The sequence below is a fragment of the Horticoccus luteus genome (assembly GCF_019464535.1).
GTDB classification, from domain to species: Bacteria; Verrucomicrobiota; Verrucomicrobiia; order Opitutales; family Opitutaceae; genus Horticoccus; species Horticoccus luteus.
This window is the reverse complement of the sequence record NZ_CP080507.1, coordinates 573,062-586,008: the sequence shown is the minus strand read 5'-3', so window position 1 is coordinate 586,008 and position 12,947 is coordinate 573,062. Positions and strand designations below refer to the sequence as shown.

10 protein-coding genes are annotated in these 12,947 nt (G+C 65.8%); 5 read left to right on the top strand and 5 right to left on the bottom strand.

Annotated features, from left to right (window positions below):
- Positions 1 to 89 precede the first annotated feature (89 nt).
- The 3 genes from K0B96_RS02360 to K0B96_RS02350 are packed head-to-tail and all read right to left on the bottom strand — an operon-like array spanning position 90 to position 3,510.
- Positions 90 to 1,250, bottom strand: coding sequence for an HlyD family secretion protein (locus K0B96_RS02360; RefSeq protein ID WP_220163408.1), 1,161 nt, complete (start codon positions 1,248 to 1,250; stop codon positions 90 to 92).
- A gap of 32 nt (positions 1,251 to 1,282) precedes the next feature.
- Complete coding sequence (locus K0B96_RS02355) at positions 1,283 to 2,854, bottom strand: DHA2 family efflux MFS transporter permease subunit (RefSeq protein ID WP_345779920.1); 1,572 nt, start codon at positions 2,852 to 2,854, stop codon at positions 1,283 to 1,285.
- Between the two features lie 32 nt (positions 2,855 to 2,886).
- Entirely contained in the window at positions 2,887 to 3,510 is a 624-nt protein-coding gene (locus tag K0B96_RS02350) for a TetR/AcrR family transcriptional regulator (protein ID WP_255558813.1), read from the bottom strand.
- 217 nt (positions 3,511 to 3,727) lie between these two features.
- On the opposite strand from K0B96_RS02350, the gene K0B96_RS02345 reads away from it, so the two are divergent.
- Positions 3,728 to 5,464: a DUF885 domain-containing protein gene (locus tag K0B96_RS02345; protein ID WP_220163405.1), complete on the top strand. Its 1,737-nt coding sequence runs from the start codon at positions 3,728 to 3,730 to the stop codon at positions 5,462 to 5,464.
- Positions 5,465 to 5,593: 129 nt separating this feature from the next.
- On the opposite strand, the gene K0B96_RS02340 is transcribed toward K0B96_RS02345, so the two are convergent.
- Positions 5,594 to 8,941 (bottom strand): DUF4450 domain-containing protein, encoded by a 3,348-nt coding sequence (locus K0B96_RS02340; RefSeq protein ID WP_220163403.1) that lies wholly within the window; start codon positions 8,939 to 8,941, stop codon positions 5,594 to 5,596.
- A gap of 161 nt (positions 8,942 to 9,102) precedes the next feature.
- Here K0B96_RS02340 and K0B96_RS02335 point away from each other — a divergent pair, with 161 nt between their 5' ends.
- The 3 genes from K0B96_RS02335 to K0B96_RS02325 are packed head-to-tail and all read left to right on the top strand — an operon-like array spanning position 9,103 to position 10,728.
- A complete protein-coding gene (locus tag K0B96_RS02335) occupies positions 9,103 to 9,432 on the top strand; it encodes an ArsR/SmtB family transcription factor (RefSeq protein WP_220163401.1) in 330 nt (109 codons plus the stop codon).
- Positions 9,429 to 9,992, top strand: coding sequence for an SRPBCC family protein (locus tag K0B96_RS02330; RefSeq protein ID WP_220163400.1), 564 nt, complete (start codon positions 9,429 to 9,431; stop codon positions 9,990 to 9,992). The genes K0B96_RS02335 and K0B96_RS02330 overlap by 4 nt, the downstream gene beginning before the upstream one ends.
- Before the next feature lie 13 nt (positions 9,993 to 10,005).
- Positions 10,006 to 10,728: a DUF899 domain-containing protein gene (locus tag K0B96_RS02325; RefSeq protein ID WP_220163398.1), complete on the top strand. Its 723-nt coding sequence runs from the start codon at positions 10,006 to 10,008 to the stop codon at positions 10,726 to 10,728.
- A 292-nt stretch (positions 10,729 to 11,020) separates the two neighbouring features.
- Here the strand turns inward: K0B96_RS02325 and K0B96_RS02320 are convergent, their stop codons facing one another.
- Positions 11,021 to 11,875, bottom strand: a complete 855-nt coding sequence (locus tag K0B96_RS02320) for a hypothetical protein (protein WP_220163389.1) — start codon at positions 11,873 to 11,875, stop codon at positions 11,021 to 11,023.
- Positions 11,876 to 12,053: 178 nt separating this feature from the next.
- On the opposite strand from K0B96_RS02320, the gene K0B96_RS02315 reads away from it, so the two are divergent.
- Entirely contained in the window at positions 12,054 to 12,674 is a 621-nt protein-coding gene (locus K0B96_RS02315; protein WP_220163388.1) for a hypothetical protein, read from the top strand.
- Positions 12,675 to 12,947 lie beyond the last annotated feature (273 nt).

Genomic DNA, 12,947 nt, shown 5'->3' with positions numbered 1-12,947 from the left:
GTCAACTGGCAGCGCGAACGGGCTTCACTTATTGATCGCGGCCTCCCGCGCTGCCTCGCTCATGCCACTCCTCGCCCTGCGGCCCGCGCTTACCGCACGCGCACGTCGACGATCACCGAGAGGCCCGGTCGCAACCGCGCGCCCAGCCGCTCCACCGCCGCGTGATCGAGCACGATTTTCACAGGCACACGCTGCACGACCTTGTTGAAATTGCCCGTGGCGTTGTCCGCGGGCAGCAACGCAAATTGCGCGCCGGTCGCGGGTGCGAGGCTGTCGACCGTCCCGTGCAAATCGTGGTCGGGCAGCGCATCCACCGTGATGTCGACCGCCTGCCCCGGCTTCATCAACGGCAACTGCGTTTCCTTGAAATTCGCCACGATCCACACATCGGCTTGCGCGAGATTGAACAACGTCTGGCCGGCCTGCACGCGGTTGCCCGGCTCGACGGCCTTGTTGCCGATGCGTCCCGCCGCGGGCGCGACCACCGTCGCGTAGTCGAGCTGTCGTTGCGCATCCCGCCCTGCGGCCTCGGCGGCCGCCACGCTCGCCTGCGCCGCCTCCACTTGCGCCTGCGCCACCGTTTGCGCGGCAGCCGCCGAGCCTACGCCGGCGCGCGCGGCGGCGAGATTGGCCTCGTTGGCGGCCTGCGCGGCCTGCGCCGCGGCGAAGCCACTGCGCGCATTGTCCAGATCCGCCTGCGTGATCGCGCCGCCGTTGCTGAACAACTGCTCGTTGCGCGCCAGCGTGAGCTTCGCGAGGCCGAGTTGCGCCTGGGTCTGCGCCTGTTGCGCGGTGGCCTGGCTCACCCGCGCCTTCGCCTCGGTCGCCGCCGCCACGGCTTGCGCCACGCCCGCGTGCGCCTGGTCAAGCTGCGCCTTCGCCTGCGCCAGCGCGGCGGCCGCCTTTTGCGCGCCGATCTGAAACTCCAGCGGATCAAGCCTCGCCAGCACCTGGCCCGCCTTCACGTCGTCGTTGTCATCCACCAGCACGGTCTGCACGCGACCGGCCACTTGCGCGCTCACTTGGTGCACATGCCCGGTGATGTAGGCATCGTCGGTCTTCTCGTAATGATAGACGTGAATCAACACGTGGCTCACCCATGCGACGATCGCGAGCCCGACGACGATCCCGAGCACGGGCTTCCAATATTTCTTCACCCGGCGGGTGCGGCGATGCAGCGCCGGATGCGTGGACGAAGGCACGGGAGTCGCAGCGCGGGGCGCCGGAGGAGGAAGAGTGGCAGCATTCATGACAGTGATGGTTCGAAGTTTTCGAAAGAGGTTTAGTGCGCCGCCGCCGCGGCCGCCTTGTTGCCGCCTTTGCCGAGCAGGAAAAGCAGCGGCAGAGTGGCGATGAAAGCGATGGCGACGTAGAGAAAGACATCGGCAAACGAGAGCAGGAGCGCCTGGCCGCTCACCAAGTGATCGATCGCGCTCCACGCCTGCTGATGCGTGGCCACCGGATCGGCCGAATGTTGCGCGAACGCGCCCGCCAGCATGTTCATGCGTTGTGCGGTCGCCGGATTGGCCGTCGTGATGTGTTCCACCAGCACGGAGCGATGCACCGCTTCGCGATGCGCGAGCACCGTCGTGATGAGGGCGATGCCGATGCTGCTGCCCATCTGGCGAGTGAGATTATAGAATCCGGACCCCGCCGCGATATCGCGCTGCGGCAGCGACCCGAGGGTCGCGAGACTAAGCGGCAGAAACATCATCACGCTGCCGAGTCCGCGCAGCACGAGCGGGAGAAACAGCGAGTTCGTGCCCGTATCGGGATTGATCTGCGCGAGCAGCAATGCCGTCGCCACCGTCGTCAACGCCCCGCAGGCGATCAACGCACGCGGATCCACGCGACCGGAAACCTTGCCCATGATCACCATCATCACCGCCGACGCCAAACCGCCCGGCATGAGCAGCAACCCACTCTGCATTGCCGTGAAATGCAGGTAATTTTGCACGAAAATCGGCACTGCAAAAATCACGCCGTAAAGTCCCATCCCCAACACGAGCGAATAGAGGCTGCCCGCCGCCAGCGATCGGTGTCGCAACACCCGCAGATCCACGGCCGGATATTCCGTCGTCAGTTCCCGCCACACGAAAAAGACCAGGCCCACGATGGCGCCCGCCGCCATGGTCAGGATGAAGCGCGAGGCAAACCAGTCGTCCTGCTGCCCTTCTTCGAGCATCGTTTGAAAGCAGCCCAGCGTCACCGCCAGCAACCCGATGCCCAGCCAGTCCACGCTCTTCCGCAACAAGTCGCCCACCACATCGCGCGGCAGAAACACGATCGTCATGGCGATCGCGAAAATGCCAATCGGCAGGTTGATGAAGAAGATCGAGCGCCACCCAAACGTATCCGTCAGATAGCCGCCCAGCAGTGGCCCGAACGCCGGCCCCGCGATCACGCCGATGCCAAACAACGCCTGCGCCGCCGGCTGCTCCTTGCGCGAAAACGTCTCGAACAGGATCGACTGCGCCTTCGCCAGCAAACCGCCGCCGCAGAATCCCTGCAGCACCCGCGCCACAATCAACATCATCAACGAGGTCGACAGCCCGCATAACACCGACGCCGCCGTGAACCCCGCGAGTGAGAAAACCAGGTATTGCCGACGACCAAACCGATGCCCCAGCCACGCCGTCAGCGGAATCATGACGACGTTGGCGCACGCATAGCCCGTTGAAATCCATCCCACCTCCGCGAGCGTGGCGCCCAGATTGCCCTGAATGTCAGGCATCGCGACATTCACGATGCTCGTGTCGATCACTTCCAGGATCGCGCCGAGTGCCGCCGTGATCGCAATCACCCACTTCAAAACATCGCGCTCCGCCAGCCGCTGCGCGATCGGCGACAGCAGCGTGCGGTCGGAGCCATAGAGGCCCGTCTGGCTCACCGTGGCCGGCCTTCCCGCTTCATCGTCGCACCGCTGAGCACGAGATCGATCGCCGCCTGGCGATAGGCCGTCGCGGTGTATTCAAGTTTGATGTCCGGCGACGAACGCCGGAGCACGCCGGTGAAAATCATTCCCCCCAATAAATCCGCCAGCACATCGGCGCGGAATTCCGGCCGCAGTTCGTCCTGGTCTCGCGCCGCCCGGATGCGTTCCGCCAACGCCGCCTTTAACGGCGCAAAGACCGCGCGGAACACCTGCTTCTCGTGTCCGCCGTGCCGGTGCTGCACTTCGCCGAGCATGGTGCGCACAAGCGGCAGATTCGCTTTGAGCAACGCTTCGTAGTGCCGGGCGAGGTTCTCCAAATCCGCGCGCAAATCATCGGTTGGCGCGGGCAGCGCTCCCACCGGCGCCGCCCCACTCTCCGCGAAATTTTCGCCCACCACGGCGGAGATCAACCCATCCTTCGTCTGGAAATGCCGGAACAGCGTCACTTCATTCACCCCTGCTTCGCGGGCGATTTCGCGCGTCGTCGCCCGACTCAACCCGTCACGCGCAAACACCCGCGCGGCGGCATCGAGCAAGCGCTGACGGGTCGAGAGAGAGGGCGGTTCAGCTTTCAATGAATGCAAGTGGTTACTTGCATTGAGGAAAGTAGAAACGTCCCGAAAAGCAAGCCGCCGCCGGGCCGGGCTTATTCCCGACATCCATCTTGTTATCCGCGCAGAGGTTGGGCGTCTCATCGTCCCGCGCCCGCGCTCGGCCGCGCGACCACCCGGGTGCGTGCCTCGCCCGCGTCTTCCCTTGTCCCGACGCGCGATTCTGCCATGGTCACGCTCCATGAACCCCTTCCGTTACCTGCCCCTCGCGGTCGCCGGTGCGCTCCTCACGCTGACCGCTTCGGCCCGCACCGACGCCGACGCCGCCTTCGAAACGACTGCTCGATCCACCCTCGACGCCTACCTCCGGCTCAATCCCGAGAACTCCACCCAACTCGGTGATCATCGATTCGACGGCACCCTCACCGACTACAGCCCCGCCGGCCGCGACGCCCAACTCGCCGCCTATCGCGCCGGCCTCGCCGCCCTCGCCCACATCGACCCCGCGCAGTTGACCGGCCCCAACCGCGTCGACGCCCAAATCCTCCAGCTCAACCTCGAAGCGCAGATTTTTTACCTCACCGAACTCAAGCCTTTCGCGTGGGACGTTCTTTCCTACAACACGAGCCTCGCCGATTCGATTTACCTGCTGACCGCGCGTGAATTTGCGCCCGCCGCCGACCGCCTGCACAGCGCGGCCCAACGTCTCGCCGCCATCCCTCGCGTTGTCGCCCAAGCCAAAGCCAACCTCGTCAATCCACCCGCGGTCTACACGCAAACCGCGATCAAGCAGATCGCCGGCGCCATCGGCCTCGTGCACGATGGCCTCGATCCTCTCCTCGCGGAAGCACCCGCGCTGAAAGCCGAACTCGCCCCCGCGCAGGAAAAAGCCATCGCCGCGCTCACCGATTATAAAACGTGGCTCGAACAGGATCTGCTCCCGCGCTCCCACGGCGATTTCCGTCTCGGCGCCGATCACTACCGGCAGGCGCTGCGCTACACGCTCGCCTCGGACCTCACACCCGAGGAAATCCTCGCGCGCGCCGAAGCTGAATTGCAGAGCGTCACTGACACGCTCTACGCCACCGCCCTACCCCTCTACCGCCAGTATTTTCCCGCCGCCGACGCCGCCGCCGAAAAGGACCACCGCCACGTCATCAAAGCCGTGCTCGACCACCTCGCGCAACAGCACCCCGACAACGCCACCGTCGTCGCCTTCGGCCGCCGCACGTTGCAGGAAGCGACTGACTTTGTGCGCGCGCACGAGCTCGTCACCGTGCCCAACACCCCCATCGAGCTCATCGTCACTCCCGAGTTCCGACGCGGTCGCGGCATTGCGTATTGCGATTCCCCCGGCGCCCTCGAACCCAACGGCCGCACCTTCATCGCCATCGAGCCCACGCCGTCCGACTGGCCGCCGTCGCGGGTCGATTCGTTCTTCCGCGAGTATAACAACTACATGATGCACGACCTCATCGTCCACGAGGCGATGCCCGGCCATTTCCTGCAGCTCGCCCACTCGAACCAGTTCAAAGCGCCCACGCTCGTGCGCTCCATCTTCCAAAGCGGCACCTTCATCGAGGGCTGGGCGGTTTACACCGAGCGCGTGATGGCCGACACCGGTTTCGGCGGCCCCGAGACGAAGATGCAGCAGCTCAAAATGCGCCTCCGCGTCATCTGCAACGCGATCCTCGACCAGAAGATTCACATGGCCGGCATGACCAAGGAGCAAGCTCTCGACCTCATGATGCGCCAGGGCTTTCAAGAGGAAGGCGAAGCCGTCGCGAAATGGCTCCGCGCCCAACTCTCCTATACGCAACTCGCCACTTATTTCGTCGGCGCGATCGAGCACGACGACATGCGCGCCGCCGCCGAAAAGAAGCTCGGCGCGACGTTCAACTTGAAGGCTTATCACGACCGCGTCCTCTCGGTCGGCAGTCCCGCGGTGAAATTCGTGCGCGAAGAAGTCGGCTTCTAATAGGTCAACGTCCTCTTCGGGCCGCGCCGCAGTCCCGCTCCGTGGTCCGGGGAGCGCACGCGGCTCGCGTGTCATGCTCCGCGTCTCGCCGGGAGCGTTTCAGTGGCTCGGACCGTCCCGCCCGCTCCTTCACCCGCGCCGCCGCCGCATCCCACGCGGATTCATCAGCGACACGCCCAGCAGCCCGATCACCACTTCGGCCGACAGCGTCTCCAGCGTGACCGACGCCAGTTCGTCGCCGCGCCGCAACCGGTGACCGAGCAAAATCGCGCGGCAGTTCTCGCCGAGCTGCACCGTTTCCGGCCACGGCTTCGGCACGCAAAACGCATCGACGGGCGACGTGTAGTCCACGCGGCTCCCCTGCATCGGCCCCGTCAGATTCGGCCGGATCGGGCAAAGATTCCAGTAGTTGAACGGCGGCGTCAGCTCGATCGTCTCCTCCGCGCCCGACGCGTAGCGCAGCCGCAGCACGCCGTTCGCGATGCGCCCCTGCATCGGATTGGTTGAGCCGCCCACGAGAAACCACGCCGCCTCGGCCGCGCGGCCCACCGGCACCGCGACCCGTGTCGGCCAGTTGTCCCACCGCGAAGTAAACGCCACGTTTCGCGCCTCGCCCGGCCACGCAAACGGCACGCCTTGCGCCGTCTGCAATACCGTTCCATCCCCGCCGCTGCGCAGCAACGACGGCACGTTGTCCAACGTGATCGTCGGCGGATGACTGTCCCAATACGGAAACGTCCACGGCGAATAGCCATCGGTCCCGATGCGCGCCGACATCGTCGCCGGTCGTGGCGAAACATATTTCTGCGCGTAGATCGCCCGAATATCGCCGTTGAGCACCGGCGCGAGATCGACGTGCGCCCACGTCGTCCCCGCGACGGCCTTCACCAACCGCGCCTTCGCCGCCGCACGCTCCGCCGCCGCGTCGCTGATCCGCACAATCACCCGTCGCCACTGCGGCAGCCCGCCCATTCGCACGCGTGCGAAAAGCGTGTGCCACCCGGCGGTCGCGATGACGATGCCCGTGATCACGCCCACGCGAATCCGCGCGCCGGTCAGCACGCGTTGCGGATCCTCCACCTCTTCCACGCGCGTTCCGCGCAAACGCCACGCCACGCGACGCCCCACGACTCCCGCCGCTTCCGTCGTCGGCAAAACCGCCTGCGCGCCCGCCGTCGTCACCACCAACTCCAGCCGCGCAACCCCCGGCCGGCGCACCACGAGCAACGTGCGCCCCAGCCCCGCCTCCGCCTTCCACCGCACCGGCCGACCGTTCGCGGTCACGCTCACGATTTTCTGCGCGTTCACCGGCACGCGCACCTCGAGCGTCGCCGCTTGCGCGAGCTCGATCGTCAACGCCGTGCGTTCGCCCGTGCGCGTCCACTGCAACGTCACGTCCGCCGTGCGCAAACTCGCGCGTTCCCACGCCGTGGGAAACTGCGGCGTGATCCGCACGATTCCGCGCGGCCGATCCGGCGCATAGCCAAACAGCCCCTCCACCAGCGCGCGCGCCGCCATATGCACGCAATCGCCGAAATCGGTGCCGCCCACCGGCGCCGCAAAATCCCCCGGCACGAGCTGGTTGAATCCCGAGTGCAGAAAATTTCCGCGCAAGATATCCCAGCCGTCCTCCGGCATGCCCGCCTGAAAATACGCGAGCGCCAGATGGTAGTTATCGCCCGGCCAGCACTCGCGCACCGACCAGATCGCCGGCACCAGATTCGAAGTCCACACGCGCCGCCCGCCCGCCGGCATGGCATCGTTTTGCAACCCCCGCTCGGCAAAAAGCAACGACTCCGCCGCCTGGCGCCCGACCGTCAACCCGGCGTCGATCGGCAGAAAAATACTATACAGCCACGCATCGTCGTGCAGCCTCCGCCGCCCTTCCGCCTCTTGATAAAGTCCCGCGTGGCCCTTGGCCGCGACCCAGAGTTTCTTTCGAAACGCCGCCCGAATCCGCGCGCTCTGCCGCGCGTGCCGCTTCGCCGCCGGCGCATCGCCAGCCCACTCCGCCAGCGCGCGCGCCGCGACGTGCCCGCGATACGCGTAAGACGTTTCCTCCGTCGCACCGCCACCCGCATACCAAAACGAATCCGTCGGCCACACGTTGATCACGCTTTCATAAAGGCCGTCGTCGTCGGGATCGAAGCACTCGCGCAACCACTCCAGGTGCAACTCCAGCGCCGGCCGCAGCCATGCCGCCAGTTCCTCGTCGCCCGTCCATCGCCACGCGTGGATCATCTGGTCGAAAAACTGCGACTGCATGTTATAGATTCCCTGGTCCTGCACGATGCGTCCGCGGCCGTGAAACCGGGAGTTCGGCGCCGGAATCGTGAGCATCACCTTCGCGTCCGCCTCGAACGAGCGGTTCTCCGACTCCTTCAACTGGTGATCGATATAGTAACGCGCGTGCGCTTTCACCCGCTCGTGCCAGCCGATCGCCGTGCTCCCGCACGCTGTGCGCCAGCCCACGTAAGGCACGTTCCACAACATCGCGCCGTGGCGAAAAACCGGCGGATACCACGTCCCGTCGATCGCCGCCGAGAGCGTCGCCGCTGCCGCATTCAAACGCGGCTCCGGGGTATCGACGACGATCGCGTTGGCCAGTTTTACCGCACGTGCCAACCCATCCGCGAACGCCACCGCCGCTGTCCGCGATTCCGTTGGCAGGTTTTCCCCTTTCGCTTCGAACGCCGCCGCGCGTGCCACCCGCGCGAAACGCCAGTGCGCCTCCGCCCGCCGCGTGAGATCGATCCGCCCGTAAACCACCGCACGCGCCCGCGCGCCCGCCGCCGCCAGTGCCGCGGGCGTCTCGCTCGCCATCGCATCCCGTTTCCCGCCGCCACCCGGCGCATCGCATTTCCCCGCCACCGCGTGCGCGGCCGTCTTCGCGGCGGCCACCGCAAAGCCCCCCCGCGCCGAGCGAACGGCGTTGCCCGCAGCCAGCTCCGGATCGAACCACGCCGCGATCAACGGCGGCGCGAAATGCGGATCGAGGTCCCAGTTCAGCGGTTTATCCTTCCACGTTTTCGCTCCACCGAAAAACCACCCCAGCTCGTCGCCGGCGCGCGCGCCTTGCACGGCCACGCGCGCCGCAAAGCCCACTTCCGTCTCCAGCGCGACCACATCCAATGTGACCGTGAGCCCGGGCAACGCCGCATCCCGCGCGATCCAGCGCGCATGCGCCGGACGATATTCAAATGTAACATCGTCCCACGTGTGCAGCCACGACGACGTTCGTCCACGCGTCACTCCAATCGCGAAAGTGCCTAGCAGCGTATCGTCCGCCGCGAAACGCACGACCGGCCGGTCGCCGGCCAGCACAAACGCCGCGCGATTGGCCACGTAAAGCGGCCGGTTGAAGAACCGCCCTTGGTTGTGTCCGACGATGGCGCCGTTCCGCGCCGTGTAACGCGTCGCCTCCTCCGGCTGGACAGAGCGTGAGCGCGACTGAGCAGGATGGGAGAACGTGGGCATACCGTGCCTCGGTGAATACGCGTCCCGCGCCCAAGGACCAGCCGTTAAATACGTCGATGTTTCCCGCGCGCGAAATGCCTGCCAACGCCCGCCCGCGACCCGGTCCACCCTTTCTTTATTTTTCCATTGCTTAATTAAGTTCTCCCTTAATCATATCTTGCATGGAAAGCCTCGCTGCCATCGCCGATCCCACGCGCCGGCGCATTGTCGAACTGCTCGCCCAACGCGAACGCACCTCCGGCGAACTCGTGCAGGAGTTCGACCTCAGTGCGCCGGCGATTTCCCAGCACCTCAATGTGCTCCGCGCCGCCGGCCTGATCACCACGCGCATTGAAGGCCAGTCCCGCGTGCAAATGCTCAACCCCGACGGACTCGGCGAACTCGAAGCCTGGCTCGAAAAAACCCGCACCTTCTGGTCGACCCGCCTCGATGCCCTCGAACGCGAGCTCCGCGCCGACGAGGCCAAAGCCCGCAAAAAGAAATCTTTATGAACCTCAACGAACAACCCGCCCGCTTCACCGCTCCCGGCGAAGTCCGCCTCGTCCGCACGCTCCCCGGTCCCCTCGAGCGCGTGTGGGATTTTCTCACCGACCCCGCGAAACGCGCCCGCTGGTTCGCCGGCGGCCCGATGGAACCGCGCGTCGGCGGCAAAGTGGAACTCGCGTTCCACCATAAAAAAATCGCCCCCGGCGAAACGCCCCCCGAGCAATACAAAGCGGTGCACGAGTCCGGCTTCACCATGCCCGCGACCATCCTGCGCTGGGAGCCGCCGCGCGTGTTGAGTTACACCTTCGACGAGGATTCCGACGTCACCTTCGAACTCACGCCGCAGGGTGAACGCGTCCTCCTCGTCCTCACGCACCGCAGCCGCGGCGTCGACCTCCCTGCCGTGCCCGGCTACGCGAGCGGCTGGCACAGCCACCTCGATCTCCTGCTCGCGTTGCTCGAAGGCACTCCACCGCCCGCGTTCTGGGCCAACCACCTTCGCCTGAAAGAATTCTACAACGCGCAATTCGCCGCCGCCACCGACACCCCGCCGCCCTCCGTCTGAGCCCGCTCCTCCCATGCACACGCCTGCTCTCGCCACGCCCGCCCACTGGCTCGCCGCCCGCCGCGAATTGCTCGCCCGCGAAAAGGAATTCACTCGCGCGCGGGATGATCTCAGCCGCGCCCGCCGCGCTCTTCCTTGGGTGCAGCTCACCAAATCCTATACATTCGACGCGCCGTCCGGTCGCGTCTCGCTCGCCGATCTTTTCGCCGGCCGCTCGCAGCTCATTGTCCAACATTTCATGTTCGGTCCCGGCTGGGAGGAGGGCTGCCCGAACTGTTCGTTCATGCTCGATCACTTCGCGCCCACCGTCGCGCACCTCGCCGCGCGCGACGTCGCGTTCGCCGCCGTCTCGCGCGCTCCAATGGCGGAGATCCTGCCTTTCCAGCAACGCCTCGGCTGGCCGGTCAACTGGGTGTCCTCCGCCGGTTCCGATTTCAACTTCGACTTCCACGTCTCCTTCCGGCCGGACGAAATGGCGACCGGCGCCGTCGATTACAACTATACCCGCCGCCCGTTTCCGCACTCCGAGGCACCGGGCATCAGCGTATTCGCGCGGGACGACGCCGGCGCGCTCTATCACACCTATTCGACCTACGGCCGCGGAGTGGAAGTCATCATGGGCACCTACGCGCTGCTCGACCTCGTGCCGAAGGGCCGCGACGAAGACGCCCTCGAATACGCCTCGGCGTGGATCCGTTATCACGACCGCTACGAACATGCTTCGTCCGCAACGTGAGACGCTCCGCCGCGCCTGCGGCTGGAGCCTCTCCGCCGCGCTGTTGGCGCTGACGCCAAAGTGCCTGCTCTGCGTGCTCGCGTATGCGGGCTTGGGCAGCGCCCTGTGGCCACGCCGCTCTTTCTGCGGTGCCCCGACGGACGCTCGTGTTGCGCCGCTCGTGAGTCTGGCCGTGGCCGGCGCGGCCGCGTCGTTGCTCGCTTGGTGGCTCGCACGACGCCGTGCCCGCCGACGACCGATCGGCCCGCAGAGCCGCTGACGTCGCTCGCGCCCGCCGGCGTGCGAGGTTGCTTTACGCCACCGGTTTTCCGGGCACGTCGTCGGCCACTTTTCCCATGCAATCGAGGCAGACCCCGTGCGTAAAACGCACCCCGCTGCGCCGCCCGAAATAACTCTCCACCTGCTGCCAGTAACCCTCGTCGTCGCGGATTTTTTTGCACCACGCGCAGATCGGCAGCAGCCCCGACAGCGCGTCCACTTCCGCGCGGGTTCGCATCAGCTCCTCATGCTGCACTTGCAAGTTCGCCACCAAAAGACCGACGAAGAGCGCGACCATGAAGAAGCTCACTTCCAAGTCACCTGCCACCTGCAGCACCAGCAACGTCCGCGGCCATTCGAAATGCGCCGCCAGCACCGCCAGCAGCACCCGCGCCGCATGAAAACCCGCATGCGCAAAAAACACCTGCGCCGGCGCGAACGCGGGACGCCAGAAATAGCCCGGACTGCGCCGTAAGCTCAACCCGCACGCCACCGAGAGCCCGCCCCAGATCAGGCCGTTAAACGCCATGCGAAAGTTGCTGGAGGCTTCGAAAGATACGAGAAACGCGATCAACCCCGCCGCATGCGCCAGCATCACTCCCGCCAGCAACGGCCACGCCGTCGTCCGCCCCGCGGTTTTTTGCGCGCCGATGAACAGCACCGCATGCCCCAGCGTCACGCACAACGTCGGCAGCAGCCGCCCCACGCCCGGGCTCATCACCTGCCGCGCGGCGAATAGAATATCCGCCGCCGTCAGCACCCACGCCGCCACCACCCACGCGGTCAGCACCGGAGCGTAGCGCCGCTGGCGCCAATAATTCGTCGCCAACGCGCCGAGAATGACGCCGATGACGATGTTCGTCAGATAGGTGACGGTTTCCTGATTCACGCGAAGCTGGGACGGCGAACTTGGCGGGCCGCTCATCGCCAAGCGAGGGCAAAGCGACCGCGCCATGGGCCTTCCTCACTGTCGCCCCCCTGTTTCCGGGCAAGCAATCGCCCTCCTTCCCCGCTTAAACTTTCGCCCCGAGTGAACCTTTGCCCGTTTGCCGCTACATTAAGGTGCTATGAACCAAACCCCTGCGCTTCGTGCGCCCAATACCGGGGCTGCGGTGGGATCCGTCCTGCTCGGCCTCGTGGCCATCGCCGCCATTATCGCCGCGGTGATTTTTTGGAATCAAGCCCGGGACGCGAAAGCGTCGATCACCCAAACCCAGGCCCAGCTCGAGGAGCAACGCTCCGCCGCCGCCGACCTGCAGCAAAAGTTGTCCGCCGCTCAAAAGGAATCCGTCGATTCCCAAAAGCAGCTCGAAGACGCGAAATCCTCTTCCGCCAAACTCGAGACCCAGGTCGCCGCCGCCAACGACGCCGTCACGGAGGCGCAAAAACAACTCAAGCAGTTCAAAACGCAGTCCGCCGAACTGAAAACGCAGTTGGATCAAAACTCCGCCCAGTCCGAGCAGGCGCGCGCCACGCTTGAAGCCCAGGCCAAAGACGCCCAGACCACCGTCGACCGCCTCCAAGCCGAATTGAACAAGGCCAAGGATGCCTCCGTCGCCATGCGCAAGGAAGCCGACGACGCCAAGGCGCAGATCGCCGACCTCCAGGCGAAACTCGAAGCCGCCCAGACGCAGGTGGCCGGCTCGCAGAAAGACGCAGCTCCGAAGAAGAAACACTGGTGGGACTAAGCAGCTGGCGCCCCGCGCCGCTCTGCTCACCTCGCGCGCCCGGCTGGATTTCCCCGCCGGGCGTTGCTGTGTCTGGCGACTTTCGCCCGCCCGCCGGACCGCACGAGGTGGCAGCGAATCCCTAAAACACTTCGCCTGTTCCCCGCTCCACGCCGAACGAATATTCTCCCCGCCTGTCAGCACCTTCGCTCCCCTGCATTCGTTATTCGTCGTCCGTCAGTTGCAGTCTCCGCCCTCGCGCATCCATCATTCGTCATTGTAGCCTCCGTCATC

Coding starts and splice junctions, on each gene's coding strand:
- K0B96_RS02360 (WP_220163408.1), bottom strand. CDS start 1,250: ATGAATGCTGCCACTCTTCCTCCTCCGGCGCCCCGCGCTGCGACTCCC.
- K0B96_RS02345 (WP_220163405.1), top strand. CDS start 3,728: ATGAACCCCTTCCGTTACCTGCCCCTCGCGGTCGCCGGTGCGCTCCTC.
- K0B96_RS02340 (WP_220163403.1), bottom strand. CDS start 8,941: ATGCCCACGTTCTCCCATCCTGCTCAGTCGCGCTCACGCTCTGTCCAG.
- K0B96_RS02335 (WP_220163401.1), top strand. CDS start 9,103: ATGGAAAGCCTCGCTGCCATCGCCGATCCCACGCGCCGGCGCATTGTC.
- K0B96_RS02330 (WP_220163400.1), top strand. CDS start 9,429: ATGAACCTCAACGAACAACCCGCCCGCTTCACCGCTCCCGGCGAAGTC.
- K0B96_RS02325 (WP_220163398.1), top strand. CDS start 10,006: ATGCACACGCCTGCTCTCGCCACGCCCGCCCACTGGCTCGCCGCCCGC.
- K0B96_RS02315 (WP_220163388.1), top strand. CDS start 12,054: ATGAACCAAACCCCTGCGCTTCGTGCGCCCAATACCGGGGCTGCGGTG.